This window comes from Phenylobacterium composti DSM 19425, assembly GCF_059568645.1.
Window position 1 is genome coordinate 72,799 of sequence record NZ_JCANTT010000018.1, and the last position, 17,796, is coordinate 90,594.

Genomic DNA, 17,796 nt, shown 5'->3' on the forward strand with positions numbered 1-17,796 from the left:
TCGGTTGGAGAGAGCCCGATCCCGCCCGCCTCTTTCCTATACTCTTGAGGCCACGGCCGGGGCCGGCGACGGCAAACCTCTCCCTGCAGAGGCGCCGGAAGCGAGGTTCGCCGCATGAGCTGTTTGCGTGCGCTGCAGCATGGTCTAAACCGCGCCGCAATCTCGCCAACCCTCGAGGGAGTCCCTTCCTATGTCGCTCCAATCCGCCGCGCTCGCCCGCGTGAAGCCGTCCGCCACCCTGGCGGCCGACGCGAAGGCCCGCGAGCTGAAAGCGCAGGGGCGGAATGTCATCAGCCTGGCCGCCGGCGAGCCCGACTTCGACACGCCCGAGAACATCAAGGAAGCCGGCATCCGCGCCATCCGCGAGGGCAAGACCAAGTACACCAACGTCGACGGCATTCCCGAGCTGAAGGAAGCCATCTGCGCCAAGTTCGCCCGCGAGAACGGCCTCACCTACAAGCCCAGCCAGATCAACGTTTCGCCGGGCGGCAAGCCCGTGATCTGGAACGCCTTCCTGGCCACCCTGAACCCGGGCGACGAAGTGATCGTCCCGACGCCCTACTGGGTGAGCTACTGGGATATCGTGCTCCTGGCCGGCGGCACGCCGGTGGCCGCGCCGACCTCGGCCGAGACCGGCTTCAAGCTCACCGCCGCCGCCCTTGAGGCCAAGATCACGCCCAAGACCAAGTGGCTGATCCTGAACTCGCCGTCGAACCCGTCCGGCGCCGCCTACACCAAAGCCGAGCTGCGCGAACTGGCCGACGTGCTGCTGCGCCACCCGCACGTCTGGATCCTCACCGACGACATGTACGAACACCTGGTGTTCGGCGACTTCGAATTCTTCACCATCGCCCAGGTGGAGCCTGGCCTCTACGACCGCACTCTGACCATGAACGGCGTGTCGAAGGCTTACGCCATGACCGGCTGGCGGATCGGCTACGCCGGCGGCCCGGAGCCGCTGATCAAGGCCATGGCCAAGGTGATGAGCCAGACCACCTCCAACCCCTCGTCCGTCTCGCAGTGGGCGGCGGTCGAGGCCCTCAACGGGCCGCAGGACTTCATCAAGCCGAACGCCAAGCTGTTCGAGCAGCGCCGCGACCTGGTGGTCTCGATGCTGAACCAGGCCAACGGCATCAAGTGTCCGACGCCGGAAGGCGCGTTCTACGTCTATCCGTCGGTGGCCGAGCTGATCGGCAAGACCGCGCCTTCGGGCAAGATCATCACCTCGGACGAGGACTTCGCCGTCGAGCTTCTGGAAACGGAAGGCGTGTCGGTGGTGTTCGGCGCGGCCTTCGGCCTCTCCCCGCACTTCCGGATCAGCTACGCCACGTCCAACGCGGTGCTGGAAGACGCCTGCACGCGCATCCAGCGCTTCTGCGCCAACGTGAAATAAGGCTGGCGGCTAGGTTTTCGTCCGCCACGCGGCCTTGGCCGCGTCCTTGGTGAGGTTGAGGCAGACGGTGTCCTCCTCGACGTGGTCCACCCACGTCATGGGGATCATGTGGTGCTTCAGGCCCGAGCCCAGGTCGAGCTTGGTGAGTTCGATCTCGTCGCCCATGACGTGATCGACGCGGCCCACGTGGCCTCCGTCCGAGCCCACGACTTCCATGTGCTCATGGATCTGGGAAGGCTGGATCATCTTCGTCTCCTCGGCTTCACTGCCGGGAAACACGCGAGCAGCCGGCGAAGTTTCGGAACCGATGGTCGAGCCGATCAACCTCAACAAGGCCCGCAAGGCCCGGGAGAAGGAGCGGGCCAAGGCGCAGGCCGCGGCGAACCGCGTCCGTTTCGGCCGCCCCAAGGCCGAGACCGTGACCTCGAAGCTGGAAGCCGCCCGCGCCCGGCGCGAACTGGACGGCAAGAAGCGGGAAGACTAGCCGCCGGCCGGCCTCAGCGGGCCGGCACCGCCCGGTCGCGGAGTTCGGGCGGGATGCTGTCGTAGACGGTCGGCGGGGTGATGCCGAGCCGACGGCGCGCCGCCTCGAGAGGCTCGGCCATCAGCCTCTCATAGTCCTCGCCCAGCAGCCACTTGGCGGCCTTGCCGCGCTTGTAGCCCTGCCAGATGGCCTTCACGTAGGGTTGGCTGCGGTCCTGACGGGCGCGGCTGGCCGCCCCCAGGGCGATCACCGCCCAGCCCAGCCCCTTGGTCTGGGCGTAGGAGAAGGCCACGAGACAGGCCTCGCCCAGGCCGTCCCGGTGATAGCCGGTCAGCACGTGCCAGATGTCGTGCACGTCGCGGATGCGGCGGCCGAACCACGCGTAGGGGTGACGCTCCTCGATGTCGCCGACGCCCTCGCGGCTCACCATGGCCAGGCCTTCCGCCGACAGGTTCTCGGAACGGACGAACTCGCGATAGGCGGCCCCGACGCTGCCTTCCGGCAGGCTGTCCAGCCAGGCGTCGTCCATCAGTCGGCGGGCGAACTCCACCTGGTCATAAGCGATGCGGCCGCCCTCCACCGTCGAGATCAGCCGCTGATAGCCCTTGGCCGTCGACGAGCCGTTTAGGGCGCGCATGATCTCGAAGACCTGGCGCGTGTCTTCCTTGTCGGCCAGCAGGCGCTGCAGGGAGCGCAGGGCGTGGCCCCAGTCCATCTTGGTGGACACCCGCTTCGGCGTGGCGGGCGCGTAGTCGGCGGTGATGTCGGCCATGGCCATGGTCGGCATGAGACCCTTGATACTGAGCGCCTGAAAATGACGCCCGCGTCATGATTTTGCAAGGGGCTGGCGCACAGGCGTCCGACGTCCCTAAACAGGACCAATGTCCCAGTTGAAGAAGCGCTCCGTCCTGCTGTCGGGCCACGCGACCTCGATCGCGCTGGAGCCGGAGTTCTGGGCCGTTCTGGACGAGATGGCCGAGACGCGGGGCCTGAGCCTCGCCGCCCTCATCGTGGGCATAGACCGCAGCCGGGCGGGACGGCCGCTGGCCTCGGCCTGTCGCCTGGCCGCCCTCGCCTACGCCCGCGGCGGATGCTGATCAGGCCGCCGGCTCTGACGCGGCGAAGATCTTGGCGATGTCCTCGGCCGTCATGAGGCGATAGCGCCCGGGCTCCAGGTCCGCAGGCAGATCAAGCCCGCCGATGCGGTCGCGGTGAAGCGCCTCCACATGGTTGCCCACGGCGGCGAACATCCGCCTGACCTGATGGTAGCGGCCCTCGGTGATGGTCAGCCTCGCCAGCTTCTCGGACAGCGGTTCCAGCACGGCCGGCGCAAGGGGCTTGTCCTCGCCCTCCAGCATCAGGTCGCCGGCGGCGAAGATCGCGCCCTCGTCGCCCCGCAGGGGCCGCGCGAGGGTGGCCAGATAGCGTTTGGCCACATGCCGCCGGGGCGAGATGATCCGATGCAGGAGGTCGCCATCGTCGGTGAGCAGCAGGAGGCCGGAGGTGTCCTTGTCCAGCCGCCCCACCGTGGAGATCGCCGGGTCGCGCATCCGCCAGCGCGACGGCAGCAGGCCATAGACCAGTTCGCCCGCTTCCTTGTGCGAGCAGGTCACGCCCACCGGCTTGTGCATCATCAGCGCCACGCCCGGCAGCGGGTCCAGCGGACGGCCGTCCACCAGCATCCGCTGCGGCAGGTCCGGCGTCAGGGCGATGCGGGCGTCCGCCTTCGGGACCTGGACGCCATCGAGGGTGATGGCGCCGGCCCGCGCCAGGGCCTGCACCTCGCGCCGAGAGCCATAGCCCAGATTGGCCAGCAGCCGGTCCAGCCGCACGGAACCGCTCATTTCCGCGCCTCGTACACCTTGAACCCCGCCCCTTCCGCCTTCAGCGCCGCCTTGCCGAACAGCTCGGCGAGCACGCCTTCATAGGGGAGGTGGCGGTTGGCGACGAGCCACAGCCCCCCGCCGGGCTTCAGCATCCCGTGCGCCCGGCGGATGAACGCCTGCCCCAGGGACCGGTCTTCTGCGCCCCCGTCGTGGAACGGCGGGTTCATCACCACGAAATCCAGCCCCGAAAGTTCAGGGCCGGTCCGGACGTCCCGCCAGTGGAAGCTGGCCCGCGGATCGAGGACGTTGCGACGGGCGCACTCCACCGCCCGGCGGTCGAGGTCCACCAGCGCAAGCTCGGTCACCCCTGCATTCGCCAGCACCGCCCGCGACAGAAGTCCGACGCCGCAGCCAAGGTCCGCACCTCGCCCGGCCAGGGCGGGCAAGGCCTGGATCAGCAGCAGGCTGCCGGGGTCGGGCCGGTCCCAGCTGAAGACGCCCGGCTGGGTCCACAGCCCCAGGCCCTCGGCGATGCGCGGCCGCCCCGCCTCGATGGCCGCCTCAATGGCCGCCCCGATGGCGGTCTCGGCGCCCTCGGGATCGGCGGGCCGCTTGCTGCGGCAGATGCGCTGATGACGCTGGCCGGTCTCATGGACCGCGCAGCCGAAGGCGGCCAGTTCCTTGCCCAGGCGCGATCCGCCCTTCTCCTTCGGCGCCAGGGCGATCAGCGACTCGCCGGGGGCGAGAGCCCGCAGGGCGAGGGCCAGGACGTAGCGCCGCTCGAGAGTCCCGGGCGGCGCGGCCACCACCGCCGCCTCAAGGCTGCCCGGCGCGATGTCCTCGAGAACCGCAGCTCCGGGGATCAGCGGCGAAACCTGAACGGCGCCGGGCGGCGGGGGCGCAAGCTCGGGCAGAGGCTGTCCATAGACGATAGCGGCCGGATACTGGCTCAAGCGACGTAAACTCCTGGAAGCTCGGGCCGCGATACCGGGCAGGGCGCGCCGCGTCCAGGGCCGCGCCCCTGTGCAGCGGCAGGCGCATGGACCGGAACGCAGCGCGAACGCCGGGGCGCCATTCCCGCGCCGCGCGTGCTAATTGGCTCGCGATGTCTTCCGAGTCCTTCGATCCGCCCTCCGGCGTTCCGGCGCCGCGCATCAGCGACCTGGCGCGCCCGCAGCCGGCCGCCGCCTTCGACTATCTGGAGGGGCTGAACCCCGAGCAGCGCGCCGCCGTCGAGGCGACCGAAGGGCCAGTGCTGGTGCTGGCCGGCGCGGGCACGGGCAAGACGCGCGTGCTCACCACCCGTCTGGCGCACATCCTGGCCACCGGCCGGGCGCGGCCGTGGGAGCTGCTGGCCGTCACCTTCACCAACAAGGCCGCCCGCGAGATGCGCGAGCGGATCACCCACATCATCGGCCCCGCGGCCGAGGGCCTGCGCTGGCTCGGCACCTTCCACTCGGTGGCGGCCCAGATCCTGCGCCGCCACGCCGAACTCGTCGGGCTGAAGTCGAACTACACCATCCTCGACGACGACGATCAGGAGCGGCTGCTCAAGCAGATCCTGGAAGCCGAGAACATCGACGTGAAACGCTGGACGCCCAAGGCGCTCAGCGGCCTGATCGATCACTGGAAGAACCGCGGCTGGACGCCCGATCGCCTGCCGCCGGCCGAGAGCCAAGCCTTCGCCAACGGCCGAGGCCAGGCGCTCTATCGCCTCTATCAGGAACGCCTGCGGGTGCTGAACGCCTGTGATTTCGGCGATCTCTTGCTGCACAACATCACGATCTTCATGAGCCAGCCGGACGTGCTGGCCGACTACCACAACCGCTTCCGCTACCTACTGGTGGACGAATACCAGGACACCAACGTCGCCCAGTACCTGTGGCTGCGGCTCCTGGCCCAGAAGACCCAGAACCTTTGCTGCGTGGGCGACGATGACCAGTCGATCTACGGCTGGCGGGGCGCCGAGGTGGACAACATCCTGCGCTTCGAGCGCGACTTCCCCGGCGCCAAGGTGGTGCGCCTTGAGCGCAACTACCGCTCTACGAGCCACATCCTGGCCGCCGCCTCCGGCCTGATCGCCGCCAACAAGAGCCGGTTGGGCAAGACGCTGTGGACCGAGGCCGAGGGCGGCGAAAAGGTCGTGGTCCGCGGCGTCTGGGACGGCGAGGCCGAGAGCCGGCTGATCGCCGACGAGGTCGAGCGGGTGCGCAAGCAGGGACGCAAGTACAGCGACATCGCCATCCTCGTGCGGGCCGCGTTCCAGATGCGCGCCTTCGAAGAGCGCTTCGTCCTTCTGCAGATCCCCTATGTGGTCATCGGCGGCCCGCGCTTCTTCGAGCGGGCCGAAATCCGTGACGCCGTGGCCTATCTGCGGCTGATCTATTCCGAGGACGACGACCTGGCTTTCGAGCGGATCGTCAACACGCCCAAGCGCGGTATCGGCGAGACCAGCGTGCAGAAGCTGCTGCAGGCCGGACGCCTCAATAATGTCTCCGCCAGCCAGGCGGCGCGACAGATCGTCCTCACCGACGAACTGGCGGCCAAGACCCGCACCGCCCTGGCCAACTTCCTGCGCGACCTCGACCGCTGGCGCGCCCAGGCCCGGGAGATTCCGCACTACCGGCTGATGGAGACAGTGCTGGAGGAGAGCGGCTACACCGACGCCCTTCGCCTCGACCGCAGTCCCCAGGCCCAGGGCCGGCTCGAGAACCTTAAGGAGCTCATCAATGCGATGAGCCAGTTCGACACCCTCGAATCCTTCCTGGAGCACGTGTCGCTGGTCCTCGACCTGGACCGCAGCTCGGGCGACGACCGGGTCCAGATCATGACCCTCCACCAGGCCAAGGGGCTGGAGTTCCCGCTGGTGTTCCTGCCCGGCTGGGAGGAAGGCATCTTCCCGTCCCAGCGCAGCATGGACGAAAAGGGCGAGAAGGGCCTCGAGGAGGAGCGGCGGCTGGCCTATGTGGGCATCACCCGCGCCCGCGAAGAGGCGCGCATCAGCTTCGCCGCCAACCGTCAGGTTTACGGCCGCTGGACCAGCCAGCTGCCCTCGCGCTTCGTGGACGAACTGCCGGTCGCCCACGTCGAGGCGAGTTCCGAAACCGGCTACTACGGCGGCGGCCCGGGGATGCAGCAGCACGGCAGCCGCTGGGACGAGAGCCCTTCCTTCGGCTCAGGCTATTCCTCGCCGGGCTGGCGGCGGGCCCAGGCGGCCAACTACCGCGGCAGCCATCCGGGCCGTCAGCAGGTGATCGAGGGCGACGGCCGCCTCGTCGTCTCCGGCTCGGAGGCCAAGAGCGACTACAGCCGAGGCGACCGGGTCTTCCACATCAAGTTCGGCTACGGGACGGTGAAGTCCATCGAGGGCAACAAGCTTACCGTCGCGTTCGACAAGGCGGGCGAGAAGAAGGTCATCGACAGCTTCGTGGAGAAGCAGGCCTAGGATTCCTCGCCCGGTCCGGATCGCCGACGCAGAAGCGTCCTCGCCACCAGCGCAACGACGCCTGCGGCGACCGCCACGCCCGCCACAATGGGAGCCGTCGCGCGAGGCCGACGCATCGGATCGGACGTCGCCTCCGGTGTGGCGTTCATGGCCGCCTCATCGGGTGGCAGCGGCGGCCCGCCGGCGCCATGCTGAGGTTCCGGCGACATTACGTCCTCGGCGACCGCCGCCGTAATCCGCCCGTTCCGCCGGAAGGTGACATAGCCGCCGCTGTGGTCGATCTCGTCGGCCTCCCAGCCGTGCTCGCGCCAGTGACGCCGCGCATCGCTCCACCACGGTCCGCTCGTCCGGGCGGCCTTGGGCAGCGGAAAGCCCAGCACCTCCTCGATCTCGGCGAAGCTCGCGCGCCATTCCGGATGCGGGTGACCGGCCAGACGGTCGGAGAGAGGCTTGTACTTGCTCATGCCCCCTAAACGCGCGGGGCCGTGATCGGCGCCAGCGGAAGCTGCCCAGCGGAACCAGATCGTCCAGGCCGCGCTTCGCTGCCATGCGAGAACTTGTCCGCCGCCGGGATCTGGGGCCGCTGCTGCTGGGAGCCGCCGGCATGGCGACGGTCGGGCTGCTCGTCGGTGCGGCCATGCGTCCCGAACTGCTGGCCCCTGGAGAGGTAGTCGGCCCGCAGATTCAGGCCGGCGTCTCCGGACCGCGCGCCGCGCCAGCCTATGGCGGGGTGTCCTACACGAACTACGCGGGGACCTTGCCAGATCATGTGGTGGGTACGGACTGGCTGAAGCCGCCGCCTGAGGCGCCGCCGCCCGTAGACTACGCCCCCGCCGACTACGCCTATGCGGATGAGTTGCTCGAAGACCCGCCGCAGGACGCGCCCGCCGCCGCTGTCCTGGGCGGCGACGCCGTCGCCACCGAGCCCATGGCCACCGCCCTCGCGCCGGAAATGGCCGAACCCGCGCTTGCGACACCCGGCTAAGCGCGATCAGCCCTCGCCTTTCGGGCCAAGCCCCGTTAGAGCCTCACGCCCATGAGCGACGAGGCCGTCCAGATCATCGCCCGCGGGCCGCGCCTTGAGGCCGAGGCCGCAGCCGCAGCCCTTGAGGCTGAGCCCGCCACCGAAGCCCTCACCTATTCGATCCTCGAGGAGGACGAGGACCACGACGTCTGGCGCATCGACGCCTTCCCGACCACGGACGAGGAGCGGGACGCCCTGACGGCCGTCCTGGCGCGGTTCGGCAAGCTGCGCACCGTCGTCGAGAAGCTGGCGGACGCCGACTGGCTGGCCATGGCGCTGTCGGGCCTCCCGCCGGTCCGCGCAGGTCGCTTCTTCGTCTATGGCGCCCACGACAGGGGCCTCGCCCCCGCCAGCACGGTCAATCTGCGGATCGAGGCCGGCGCGGCCTTCGGCACCGGCCACCATGGCACCACCGTCGGCTGCCTCCAGGCCTTCCACGACCTTCTCAAGTCCCGGCGCTTTGAGCGCGTGCTGGATGTCGGCTGCGGCACCGGCGTCCTCGCCATCGCCGCCGCCCGCACCGGCTCGCGGGTGGCCGTGGGCACCGACATCGACGGCCCGTCCGTCCGCATCGCCAACGAGAACGCCGCCCTCAACCGGGCTCAGGCCCGGTTCGTCCACGCCTCTGGCCTCAACCACCCCGAGGTGCGCAAGGATCGCCCCTACGACCTCGTGTTCGCCAACATCCTGGCGCCGCCGCTCGTGGCCCTGTCGCAGGACATCAGGACGGCCCTGAAGCCGGGCGGCTTCGCCATCCTTTCGGGCCTGCTGCGCACCCAGGAACGGCGCGTTCTGGCGGCCTATATGTCCAAGGGCTTCCGGCTGCATCGCCGCCTGCACCGCGACGCCTGGGCGACCCTGGTGCTGCGCCGCGGCGGCTGACCGCCGGAACCTGCTCCGATGGCCTCACGTTCCCGGCTCGACGGCGACGCTCGCCGCCGCAGAAGGAGCCCGGCATGTCGGAAGAGTACGAACGCACCACCGTGACCCAAGAGCCCACGCGCACCGTCGAGGTCCGCCGTGGGAGCGCGGCCGGCTGGTGGGTGGCGGCCCTGGCGGGCATCGTCGCCATCGTCGCGGTGGTGTTCCTCTATAACAATCGCTCGGCCCAGGACCTGCAGGTCGCCCGCGAACAGGGCCGCAGCGAGGCCGCCATGGCGGCCGCCAGCGAGTCCGCCCAACAGGCGGCCGCCACGGCGGCCCAGGCCGCTCAGGACGCCGCCGCAGGCGCGGCAGCGGCAACCGAAACCGCGGCCCAGGCCGCCGCCGATCAGACTGAGGAAATGGCCGCGACCGCCGGGGATGCGGCTAGGGACGCCTCCGACGCCGTCCCATCGCCTTAATCCCGCTAGGCCAACGGCTGGGCGTCGAGCGCCTCGATCCAGTGGCGCTCGCGCCGCTTGAGTTCGTCAGCGAGCCCGACCGGCGTCAGGTCGGGGTCCTCGATCCGCTCGAGCTCCTCGTAGGTGAAGGCCTCAGCCCCGTGCGCCCGCAGCGCAGCCTGGACCGCGCGATTGGGATGGCTCCCCATGCGCAATTGGAAGCGCATGCCGTTGGCCTGGGCTTCGATGTTGCGTGACACGCCGACCCACACGCCTTGTGCGGGGGCGCACCGGATGGCGAAGACGCCGGCGGCGACGGGCTTTTCCTTGTAGTCCCGCACGATCTGGCGGCGATCGGTCTTGCTCATGGAACGGAGGTACGCCGCGCCATCGCCCGGGTCAATTTGCCCGCCCTTTGCCGCGGCCTGTGGAAGGGCTTACATCCGGACCATGCGCCAGACCTTCGACGAGACCACCGACCCCAGCTTCGGCCGCGAGCACGTCCCACTCATCCGCAAGGCCATGGAGGCCCAGGGGCTCGACGGCTTCCTCGTCCCGCACGAGGACGAGCACCAGAACGAATATCTGCCCGCGGCGAATGACCGGCTGGCCTGGACCTCGGGCTTTACCGGCTCGGCCGGGGCGGCGGTGATCTTCAAGGATAAGGCGGCGATCTTCGTCGACGGCCGTTATACCCTCCAGGTCCGCGACCAGGTGGACCAGGCCGTGTTCGAGATCCGCGACCTGGTGGACGGAGGCGTCCCCGCCTATCTCGAAACCTCGGCCTCCAGGGGCCAGAAGATCGGCTACGATCCGCGCCTGCACAGTCCGGACGCGCTCCATTGGCTGAAGGCCGCCGCCGCCAGCGCCGGCGCTGAACTCACGCCCGTCGAAACCAACCCGGTGGACGCCGCCTGGGGCGCAGCCCGGCCCGCCCAGCCCACGGCCCCGGTCGTGCCGCATCCCGCCGAATATTCCGGCGAGAATTCGGCCTCCAAACGCGCCCGCATCGGCGAGCTCGTGGCCGGCAAGGGCGCCGATGCAGCGGTGCTGACCGCCCCATCCTCCATCGCCTGGCTGTTCAACGTCCGCGGGGGCGATGTCATCCGCACGCCCCTGCCCCTGGGCCAAGCCATCCTCAACAAGGACGGCAGCGCCCGCCTGTTCCTCGACCCCGCCAAGGTCACGCCCGAACTTCCGGCCTGGCTCGGCAATCAGGTTCGCCTGGAGACGCCCGAAGACCTGCCCCAGGCGCTCGCCGAGCTGAAGGGACGCAAGGTGCTGGTCGATCCCGCCCAGTCTTCCGCCTGGTACTTCGACACCCTGCAGGCGGCCGGCGCCGAGGTGGTCCGCGCCGAGGACCCCTGCGCCCTGCCCCGCGCCTGCAAGAACGCCGTCGAAATCGAGGGCAGCCGCCGGGCGCACGCCCGCGACGGCGCGGCCCTGGCCCGCTTCCTCCACTGGCTGGCCACCGAGGCCCAGGAGACCCTGCCTGACGAGATCGAGGTGGTGACCCGGCTCGAGGCCTTCCGCGAAGCCACCGGGGCCCTCAAGGACCTTTCTTTCGACACCATCGCCGGCGCGGCTTCCAACGGCGCCATCGTCCACTACCGGCCCACCGCCCGGCTCAACAAGCGGACCGAGAAGGGTTCGCTGCTGCTGGTTGATTCCGGCGCCCAGTACCTGGACGGCACCACCGACGTCACCCGCACCGTCGCCATCGGCGAGCCCAGTCAGGAAATGCGCGAGCGCTTCACCCTGGTGCTCAAGGGCCACCTCGCCCTGGCCAATGTGAAATTCCCGCCGGGCACCACGGGCAGCCAGCTCGACGCCCTGGCCCGCGCCCCCCTGTGGCAGGCCGGCCTCGACTACGACCACGGCACCGGCCATGGGGTCGGCAGCTACCTCGGCGTCCACGAGGGGCCGCACCGCATCGCCAAGGCGCCGAACACCGTGGCCCTTCGGCCCGGCATGATCGTCTCCAACGAGCCCGGCTACTACAAGGAAGGCGAATACGGCATCCGCATTGAGAACCTGCAGTTCGTCACCGAGGCGAAGCCGGTCCCGGGCGGCGAGCGGTCCATGCATGGCTTCGAGGCCTTGACCCTGGCGCCCATCGACCGCCGCCTGATCGTGGCCGATATGCTGACCCCTGCCGAGCGCGCCCAGCTCGACGCCTACCACGCCCGGGTGCGCGAAACGGTCGGGCCGCTGCTGGAGGACGAAGTCCGCGCCTGGCTCGAAGAGGCGACGGCGCCGATCTGAAGCGCCGTCTAGCTATCGCCCACCAGGGCCAGCCATTCCTCTTCGGTGATGACCTTCACCCCGTGCTTCTCGGCGTCGCGCAGCTTGGAGCCGGCGCCGGGGCCAGCGACCACGAGGTCGGTCTTCTTCGACACCGAACCCGAGACCTTGGCGCCCAGGCGCTCGGCCTGGGCCTTGGCCTCGTCGCGGGTCATGCGTTCCAGGCTGCCGGTGAACACCACTGTCTTGCCGGCGATCGCAGTATCGGTCTTCGGGCGTTCGGCCGGGATCACCGTCAGCTCGCTGAGCAGGTCGTCCACCAGAGCGCGGTTGTGATCCTCGCCGAAGAACTCGGCGATCATCCGGGCGGCCACCACGCCCACGGCGTCCACCGAGGCGACCTCCAGGAAGGCCTCGCCGGGCGTTTCCGCCGCCGCCTGCCGCGCCGCCGCCTCGAAGCTCCCCCAGTCGCCGTAGCGGTCCGCCAGGGCCGCCCGCGCCCGGGCGTTGAGCCTGGGGATCGCCAGTCTCAGCCGGCCGTCCAGCGACATATCCGGCGGCGCCAGCACGCCCTGGCCGCTGCGGGCGAAGTCGAGCACCGCCGCCACAGCGGTGGGCCCTAGGCCTTCCAGGTCGGACAGCTCCGCGTAGGTCGGCCCCGCCATCTGTTCCGACGCGAGTTTCGAGGTCTCCACGAAACGTTCCACGGTCTCGAAGTGGCGCGCCAGGGCCGTGGAGGTGGTCTCGCCGATGTGCCGGATGCCCAGGCCGTAGATGAACCGGTCGAGCTCGATCCTCCGCCGCTCCTCGATGCTGGCCAGCAGGTTGCCGACGCTGGTTTCGCCGAAGCGGTCGAGGGCCAGCATCTCCTCGCGCCGGGTCTTCAGGCGGAAGATGTCGGCCGGAGAGTTCAGCCAGCCGAGCTCCGAGAACTGGGTCAACTGCTTTTCGCCCAGGCCCTCGATGTCGAAGGCCCGGCGGCTGACGAAATGGCGCAGATGCGCCAGGCGCTGGAACGGGCAGGCGAACTCGCCCGAGCAGCGACGCACCACGGTCTCGGCGCCCGAGGCGGTGGTCTCGCGCACCAGTTCGGTGTGCAGGGGGCACGGGCAGTGGGTCGGGAATTCGAAGGGCTGGGAGTCCGCGGGCCGTTCCTCCAGCACCACGCTGACGATCTGCGGGATCACGTCCCCCGCCCGCTGCAGCACCACGGTGTCGCCGACCCGGATGTCCTTGCGGGCGATCTCGTCTGCGTTGTGCAGGGTCGCATTGACCACCACCACCCCGCCCACGGTGACGGGATGCAGCCGGGCCACCGGCGTGATCGCGCCCGTCCGTCCCACCTGGATGTCGATGGCCTCCAGGATCGTGCGAGCCTGCTGGGCCGGGAACTTGCGGGCGATGCCCCAGCGCGGCGCGCGCGAGACGAAGCCTAGCCGCTGCTGCCAGTCCAGCCGGTCGACCTTGTAGACCACGCCGTCGATGTCATAGCCGAGGTGCGGTCGCACCTGCTCCATCCTGGCGTAGGCGGCCAGCAGGCCCGCGGCGTTCTCCACCCGGCAGCTCTCCGGCGTGGTCTGGAAGCCCCAGGCCTTCAGCTTCTGCAGCGCTTCCCACTGGGTCTCCGCGAAGGGCTCGGAGTGCGCGCCCCAGGCGTAGGCGAAGAAGCGCAGCGGGCGGGCGGCGGTGATCTTGGGGTCGATCTGGCGCAGCGAGCCGGCGGCGGCGTTGCGCGGGTTGGCGTAGGTCTTCTGGCCGGCCTCGGCGGCGGCCGCGTTCAGGGCCGCGAACTCCTCGTGGCCGAGATAGACCTCCCCTCTGACCTCGATCTCCTTGGGCCAGCCCTCTCCGGCCAGCCGGTGGGGGATCTCGGCGATGGTGCGGACATTGGCGGTGACGTCCTCGCCCACCCGCCCGTCGCCGCGGGTGGCGGCTCGGACCAGTTCGCCGTCACGATAGAGGATCGAGCACGACAGGCCGTCGATCTTCGGCTCGGCCGTGTAGCCCACCGTCTCCTCCGGCGAGAGGCGCAGGAACCGGCGGATGCGCGCGTCGAACTCCACCGCCTCGTCGTCATCGAAGGCGTTGTCCAGGCTCAGCATCGGCACGCCGTGCTCGACGGCCTTGAACTTCTCGGACCGCGCCGTCCCTACCTTCAGCGACGGCGAGTTCTCGCGCACCAGATGCGGGAATCGCGCCTCGATATCGGCGTTGCGACGCTTCAGGGCGTCATAGTCCGCGTCCGAGATCAGCGGATCGTCGTTGCGGTAGTAGGCGATGTCGTGCCGGGCGATCTCGTCGGCGAGCCGGGTCAGCTCCTCGACAGCTTCGGCTTCGGTCAGGGACTCGGGCGGCTTCATCCGGGGAAGGTCTAACCCGGGCCGCCGGCCGCGTCAGGCCCCGATCAATGCCCGGGCGGCGGCGCGGGCGGCGTCGGTGATTTGGGCGCCGGCCAGCATCCGGGCGATCTCCTCCTCGCGGTCGGCGGGCGAGAGAACCTCCACCGCCGTGCGAATGCGTTCGGTGTCGCCGGCCTTGGAAATCCGCCAGTGCGCCTCGGCCCGCGCGGCCACCTGTGGACTGTGGGTGACCACCAGGACCTGGGCGTTCCCGGCCAGCTTCTTCAGCCGCAGGCCTACGGCGTCGGCGACCGCCCCGCCCACGCCCTGGTCCACCTCGTCGAAGATCATCAGCGGCTGCGGCCCGGCCGCGCGACCGGCCAGGGAGGCCTTCAGGGCCAGGGCGAAGCGGGCCAGCTCGCCCCCTGAGGCGATGGCGCCCAGGTCGCCGAACGGCGCGCCCGGATTGGTGGCCACCTCGAACGCCACCCGGTCCAGGCCCGCAGGCCCCGCCCGGTCCTCGGGCAGCGGCTCCACGGCGACCCGGAAACGGGCCTTCTCGAGCTTCAGCGGCGCGAGCTCGGCCATGACCGACATGGCCAGGCGCTCGCCGGCGGTCTTGCGCCCGTCGGTCAGCCGGGCCGCGGCGTCCATATAGCCGTCCCGGGCGGCCTTCAACTCGGCCTCGGCGGCCTTCAGGGCGTCTTCAGAGGTCTCCACCGCCCGCAGCCGCTCGGCGAAGCGCACGCGCAAGGCCGGCAACTCCTCCACGGTCACGTTCAGCTTGCGGGCGAGCCCCCGCAGGTCGAACAGCCGCTCCTCCGCCTTCTCCAGGCGGTCAGGCTCGAAATCGAAGGCGTCGGCGGCGGCGTCGATGGCCGCCTCGGCCTCGCCCGCCTCGATCAGCACCCGGTCCAGGGCCTCGGAGGCCTGGGTCACCCGCGCCACGGCGGCGCTCTCGGCCCCGGCGCCGGCGGCGACCGCCCGCTCGCGGGCCCGCTCCAGGGCGCGGACCGCCGAGGCTACCTTGGCGGACAGGCCGTCGAACACCTCCCGGGCGGCGGCAATGTCGGCCAGGGCCTTCTCCGCCGAACCCAGCAGCGCCCGCTCCTCGGCCAGGGCCGCCTCCTCGCCCGCCTTGGGATCGAGACGGTCCAGCTCGGACAGGCGGAAGGTCAGTTCCTCGGTCTCGGCCGCGGCCCGGGCGACGTCCTCGCGCAAGGCCTCCACCCGCTCCCGGGCGGCGCGCCAGTCCCGGTGGCGGGCGGCCACCTCGGCGGCCAGCGGCTCCAGCCCGCCGAATGCGTCCAGCATCGGCCGGTGAGTGCGGGCGTCCAGCAGGCCCACCGTCTCATGTTGTCCATGCACCTCGAGCAGCAGCGCCCCGATCTCGCGCAGCACGCCCACGCCCGTGGACTGGTCGTTGACGAAGGCCCGGCTGCGCCCATCCGCGGAAAGCGAGCGACGCAGGACGAGGTCCTCGTCCCGGGCGTAGGCGAGGCCCTTCTCCTCCAGCAGGTCCCACACGGGATGGTCGGGCGCCGGGGCAAAGACGGCGGTGGCCACCGCCTGGGCCGCACCGCGGCGCACGAGGCCGGCCTCGGCGCGCATGCCCGTGGCCAGGCCCAGGGCGTCGAGAATGATCGACTTGCCCGCGCCGGTTTCGCCCGTGAGCGCGGTCAGGCCCGGCCCGATCGACAGGTCGAGGGCCTCGATCAGGACCACATCACGGATCTGCAGGCCGATCAGCATCGCGGCGCAGGATCGTACGGAATCACGTCGGCCGGAAAGGCCTTAGTTCACCTTCGGTTCCGCCGCATTGGCCGCGGCGTCGGTGGCGGTCTGAGCGGAGGGCGCCTCGGCCACCGGCGGGCGGATGGTCTGGCTCTTGTCCTTGCGGAACGGCAGCCGCAGCAGGCGTTTGCCGCCGCCGCTCTCGGGCTCTACCGCAGGCCGCAGGCCCCGGTCGGTGAGCAGCCGGTAGGCGTCGCGGTACCAGATGTCGCCCGGATAGTTGTAGCCGAGCACGGCGCCATTCTTCCGCGCCTCGTCCACCAGGCCCAGGGTCAGATAGGCCTCGACCAGGCGGTACAGAGCCTCGGGCGTGTGGGTGGTCGTCTGATAGCGGTCGACCACGGTCTTGAAGCGGTTCACCGCCGCCAGGGTGTCCCCGTTGCGCAGGTACCAGCGGCCAACGGTCATTTCCTTGCCGGCCAGCTGGTCGTTGACCATGTCGATCTTCAGGCGGGCGTCCTGGGCGTACTCGGTGTTCGGGTAGCGCTGGACGACGGTGCGCAGGGCTTCCAGCGCTTGGCCGGTGGCGGCCTGGTCGCGGCCCACATCAACGATCTGTTCGAAGTAGCAGATGGCCTTGATGTAGTGGGCGTAGGCCGCCGCCGGATTGCCCGGATAGAGCTGGATGAAGCGCTCGGCGTCGCCGATGGCCTCGGCGTAGTCGTTGGACTGGTAGTGAGCGTAGGCCTGCATCAGGATCGCCCGGCGCGACCACTCCGAGTAGGGGTGCTGCCGCTCCACTTCCCCGAAATAGTTGATCGCCTGGTTCCACAGGCCGCGGTCCAGGCGGTTTGCCCCCGTGGCGTACAGCAGCTCGACCGGCCGTTCTTCATAGACCAGCCGCGGCTTCTTCTTGTTGCCCGCACAAGCCGTCAGAGCCAGTGCGCAGGCGGCGACGATGACGACCGCCCGGGTAGACTTGCGAACCGAAGACACCTTCACCTCAAGACCAGCGCGCGCGCCCCCACGCGGAGAGTCGCTTCTACACTACCGACTGTGGCGAGCAAACGGCGGTGCAGCCGCCGGAGCTCAGACCGCCTCGGCGAGGTCCTCGGCGAAGGTCCGGACGCGCCAGGCTTCGGGCCGGGCGGCGAGCGCACGCACCAGGGCGTTGTTCAGGCCATGCCCCGCCAGGACGCCCTCGAACCGCCCGATCACGGGCAGGCCCAGGACATAGAGGTCGCCGATGGCGTCCAGCGCCTTGTGGCGCACGAACTCGTCGGGCCGACGCAGGCCCTCGGGGTTGAGCACCCGGCCGCCGTCGACGACCACCGCGTTCTCCATGGAGCCGCCCCGGGCGAGGCCCATGGCGCGCAGGGCCTCTACCTCGTGCAGGAAACCGAAGGTGCGGCAGTCAGCGAGCTCCTCGCGGAACGCCCGCTCGTCCATGGCCATGTCGATGGTCTGGGTTCCGATGGCGGCGGAGTCAAAGCGGATTTCGAAGGCGACCTCGAACCGCTCGGCCGGCTTCAGTGCGGCGCGCTTGTCCCCGTCGACCACTTCCACAGTCTGGATGATCTCGATGTAGCGGCGCGGCGCCTGCTGCTGGCGGCGGCCGGCCCGGTCCAGGACGCGCAGGAACGGCAGGGACGAGCCGTCCATGATCGGCATTTCCGGGCCGTCCAGCTCGACCACGGCGTTGTCGATGCCCGACATCACCAGCGCGGCCATCAGATGCTCGATGGTGGAGACGGTCACGCCGGCGGCATTGGTGATCACGGTGCCCAGCTGGGTCTTGCACACGGCCTCCGGCGAAACCGGCACGCGGTTGTCGCAGTCGGTGATATCAGTGCGGACGAAGACCACGCCCGTGTCGGCCGCCGCCGGCCGCACGGCCACGCGGGTATAGGCGCCCGTATGGACGCCGATGCCGGCGAACAGCGCCGGCGCCTTGACGGTGTGCTGAAACACAGGTGCGGACAAAG

Annotated in this window: 18 protein-coding genes; 8 read left to right on the forward strand and 10 right to left on the reverse strand. The window is 70.1% G+C overall.

The genetic code is table 11. The features are described 5' to 3' along the window. Nucleotides 1–190 precede the first annotated feature (190 nt). Complete coding sequence (locus BO64_RS14080; protein ID WP_496403940.1) at nucleotides 191–1,393, forward strand: pyridoxal phosphate-dependent aminotransferase; 1,203 nt, start codon at nucleotides 191–193, stop codon at nucleotides 1,391–1,393. 9 nt (nucleotides 1,394–1,402) lie between these two features. Here the strand turns inward: BO64_RS14080 and BO64_RS14085 are convergent, their stop codons facing one another. Then, complete coding sequence (locus BO64_RS14085) at nucleotides 1,403–1,639, reverse strand: DUF2171 domain-containing protein (protein WP_496403941.1); 237 nt, start codon at nucleotides 1,637–1,639, stop codon at nucleotides 1,403–1,405. 61 nt (nucleotides 1,640–1,700) lie between these two features. Here BO64_RS14085 and BO64_RS14090 point away from each other — a divergent pair, with 61 nt between their 5' ends. Next, nucleotides 1,701–1,877, forward strand: a complete 177-nt coding sequence (locus BO64_RS14090; RefSeq protein ID WP_496403942.1) for a DUF4169 family protein — start codon at nucleotides 1,701–1,703, stop codon at nucleotides 1,875–1,877. 13 nt (nucleotides 1,878–1,890) lie between these two features. Here BO64_RS14090 and BO64_RS14095 read toward each other — a convergent pair whose 3' ends face one another. Continuing rightward, nucleotides 1,891–2,664 (reverse strand): Coq4 family protein, encoded by a 774-nt coding sequence (locus tag BO64_RS14095; protein ID WP_496403943.1) that lies wholly within the window; start codon nucleotides 2,662–2,664, stop codon nucleotides 1,891–1,893. Nucleotides 2,665–2,758: 94 nt separating this feature from the next. Here BO64_RS14095 and BO64_RS14100 point away from each other — a divergent pair, with 94 nt between their 5' ends. Next, nucleotides 2,759–2,974 carry a ribbon-helix-helix domain-containing protein gene (locus BO64_RS14100; RefSeq protein ID WP_496403944.1) on the forward strand — a complete coding sequence of 72 codons (216 nt, stop codon included), beginning with the start codon at nucleotides 2,759–2,761 and terminating at the stop codon, nucleotides 2,972–2,974. Here the strand turns inward: BO64_RS14100 and BO64_RS14105 are convergent, their stop codons facing one another. Both BO64_RS14105 and BO64_RS14110 read right to left on the reverse strand, forming a co-directional pair. Beyond that, on the reverse strand, nucleotides 2,975–3,721 hold the full coding sequence (locus tag BO64_RS14105; protein WP_496403945.1) for a pseudouridine synthase: 747 nt from the start codon (nucleotides 3,719–3,721) through the stop codon (nucleotides 2,975–2,977). Continuing rightward, complete coding sequence (locus BO64_RS14110; RefSeq protein ID WP_496403946.1) at nucleotides 3,718–4,656, reverse strand: class I SAM-dependent methyltransferase; 939 nt, start codon at nucleotides 4,654–4,656, stop codon at nucleotides 3,718–3,720. The genes BO64_RS14105 and BO64_RS14110 overlap by 4 nt, the downstream gene beginning before the upstream one ends. Nucleotides 4,657–4,808: 152 nt before the next feature. Between BO64_RS14110 and BO64_RS14115 the strand changes: the two genes are divergently transcribed. Further along, the gene (locus tag BO64_RS14115; RefSeq protein WP_496403947.1) at nucleotides 4,809–7,148 is read left to right on the forward strand and encodes a UvrD-helicase domain-containing protein; all 2,340 of its coding nucleotides are present in this window, start codon (nucleotides 4,809–4,811) and stop codon (nucleotides 7,146–7,148) included. Here BO64_RS14115 and BO64_RS14120 read toward each other — a convergent pair. Then, a complete protein-coding gene (locus BO64_RS14120) occupies nucleotides 7,145–7,612 on the reverse strand; it encodes a DUF7662 domain-containing protein (RefSeq protein ID WP_496403948.1) in 468 nt (155 codons plus the stop codon). The genes BO64_RS14115 and BO64_RS14120 overlap by 4 nt on opposite strands. Nucleotides 7,613–7,752: 140 nt before the next feature. Between BO64_RS14120 and BO64_RS14125 the strand changes: the two genes are divergently transcribed. From BO64_RS14125 to BO64_RS14135, 3 genes are all read left to right on the forward strand, one after another. Beyond that, on the forward strand, nucleotides 7,753–8,133 hold the full coding sequence (locus BO64_RS14125; RefSeq protein WP_496403949.1) for a hypothetical protein: 381 nt from the start codon (nucleotides 7,753–7,755) through the stop codon (nucleotides 8,131–8,133). Between the two features lie 51 nt (nucleotides 8,134–8,184). Continuing rightward, nucleotides 8,185–9,054, forward strand: a complete 870-nt coding sequence (locus tag BO64_RS14130; RefSeq protein WP_496403950.1) for a 50S ribosomal protein L11 methyltransferase — start codon at nucleotides 8,185–8,187, stop codon at nucleotides 9,052–9,054. Between the two features lie 74 nt (nucleotides 9,055–9,128). Then, a complete protein-coding gene (locus BO64_RS14135) occupies nucleotides 9,129–9,515 on the forward strand; it encodes a hypothetical protein (protein WP_496403951.1) in 387 nt (128 codons plus the stop codon). A gap of 5 nt (nucleotides 9,516–9,520) precedes the next feature. On the opposite strand, the gene BO64_RS14140 is transcribed toward BO64_RS14135, so the two are convergent. Then, entirely contained in the window at nucleotides 9,521–9,862 is a 342-nt protein-coding gene (locus tag BO64_RS14140) for a GIY-YIG nuclease family protein (RefSeq protein ID WP_496403952.1), read from the reverse strand. Nucleotides 9,863–9,944: 82 nt separating this feature from the next. Here BO64_RS14140 and BO64_RS14145 point away from each other — a divergent pair, with 82 nt between their 5' ends. Continuing rightward, a complete protein-coding gene (locus BO64_RS14145; protein WP_496403953.1) occupies nucleotides 9,945–11,759 on the forward strand; it encodes an aminopeptidase P family protein in 1,815 nt (604 codons plus the stop codon). A gap of 8 nt (nucleotides 11,760–11,767) precedes the next feature. Here the strand turns inward: BO64_RS14145 and ligA are convergent, their stop codons facing one another. From ligA to lpxC, 4 genes are all read right to left on the reverse strand, one after another. Further along, nucleotides 11,768–14,098, reverse strand: a complete 2,331-nt coding sequence (gene ligA, locus BO64_RS14150; RefSeq protein WP_496403954.1) for an NAD-dependent DNA ligase LigA — start codon at nucleotides 14,096–14,098, stop codon at nucleotides 11,768–11,770. Nucleotides 14,099–14,131: 33 nt separating this feature from the next. Continuing rightward, entirely contained in the window at nucleotides 14,132–15,829 is a 1,698-nt protein-coding gene (gene recN, locus BO64_RS14155) for a DNA repair protein RecN (RefSeq protein WP_496403955.1), read from the reverse strand. Nucleotides 15,830–15,871: 42 nt separating this feature from the next. Next, a complete protein-coding gene (locus BO64_RS14160) occupies nucleotides 15,872–16,807 on the reverse strand; it encodes an outer membrane protein assembly factor BamD (RefSeq protein WP_496403956.1) in 936 nt (311 codons plus the stop codon). 93 nt (nucleotides 16,808–16,900) lie between these two features. Next, the gene (lpxC, locus tag BO64_RS14165; protein ID WP_496404029.1) at nucleotides 16,901–17,782 is read right to left on the reverse strand and encodes a UDP-3-O-acyl-N-acetylglucosamine deacetylase; all 882 of its coding nucleotides are present in this window, start codon (nucleotides 17,780–17,782) and stop codon (nucleotides 16,901–16,903) included. Nucleotides 17,783–17,796: the final 14 nt, after the last annotated feature.

Bases quoted from the DNA above. Each gene is read 5' to 3' on its own strand.
- BO64_RS14080 (WP_496403940.1), top strand. From the start codon at position 191: ATGTCGCTCCAATCCGCCGCGCTCGCCCGCGTGAAGCCGTCCGCCACC.
- BO64_RS14085 (WP_496403941.1), bottom strand. From the start codon at position 1,639: ATGATCCAGCCTTCCCAGATCCATGAGCACATGGAAGTCGTGGGCTCG.
- BO64_RS14090 (WP_496403942.1), top strand. From the start codon at position 1,701: ATGGTCGAGCCGATCAACCTCAACAAGGCCCGCAAGGCCCGGGAGAAG.
- BO64_RS14095 (WP_496403943.1), bottom strand. From the start codon at position 2,664: ATGCCGACCATGGCCATGGCCGACATCACCGCCGACTACGCGCCCGCC.
- BO64_RS14100 (WP_496403944.1), top strand. From the start codon at position 2,759: ATGTCCCAGTTGAAGAAGCGCTCCGTCCTGCTGTCGGGCCACGCGACC.
- BO64_RS14105 (WP_496403945.1), bottom strand. From the start codon at position 3,721: ATGAGCGGTTCCGTGCGGCTGGACCGGCTGCTGGCCAATCTGGGCTAT.
- BO64_RS14115 (WP_496403947.1), top strand. From the start codon at position 4,809: ATGTCTTCCGAGTCCTTCGATCCGCCCTCCGGCGTTCCGGCGCCGCGC.
- BO64_RS14120 (WP_496403948.1), bottom strand. From the start codon at position 7,612: ATGAGCAAGTACAAGCCTCTCTCCGACCGTCTGGCCGGTCACCCGCAT.
- BO64_RS14125 (WP_496403949.1), top strand. From the start codon at position 7,753: ATGGCGACGGTCGGGCTGCTCGTCGGTGCGGCCATGCGTCCCGAACTG.
- BO64_RS14130 (WP_496403950.1), top strand. From the start codon at position 8,185: ATGAGCGACGAGGCCGTCCAGATCATCGCCCGCGGGCCGCGCCTTGAG.
- BO64_RS14135 (WP_496403951.1), top strand. From the start codon at position 9,129: ATGTCGGAAGAGTACGAACGCACCACCGTGACCCAAGAGCCCACGCGC.
- BO64_RS14140 (WP_496403952.1), bottom strand. From the start codon at position 9,862: ATGAGCAAGACCGATCGCCGCCAGATCGTGCGGGACTACAAGGAAAAG.
- BO64_RS14145 (WP_496403953.1), top strand. From the start codon at position 9,945: ATGCGCCAGACCTTCGACGAGACCACCGACCCCAGCTTCGGCCGCGAG.
- ligA (WP_496403954.1), bottom strand. From the start codon at position 14,098: ATGAAGCCGCCCGAGTCCCTGACCGAAGCCGAAGCTGTCGAGGAGCTG.
- recN (WP_496403955.1), bottom strand. From the start codon at position 15,829: ATGCTGATCGGCCTGCAGATCCGTGATGTGGTCCTGATCGAGGCCCTC.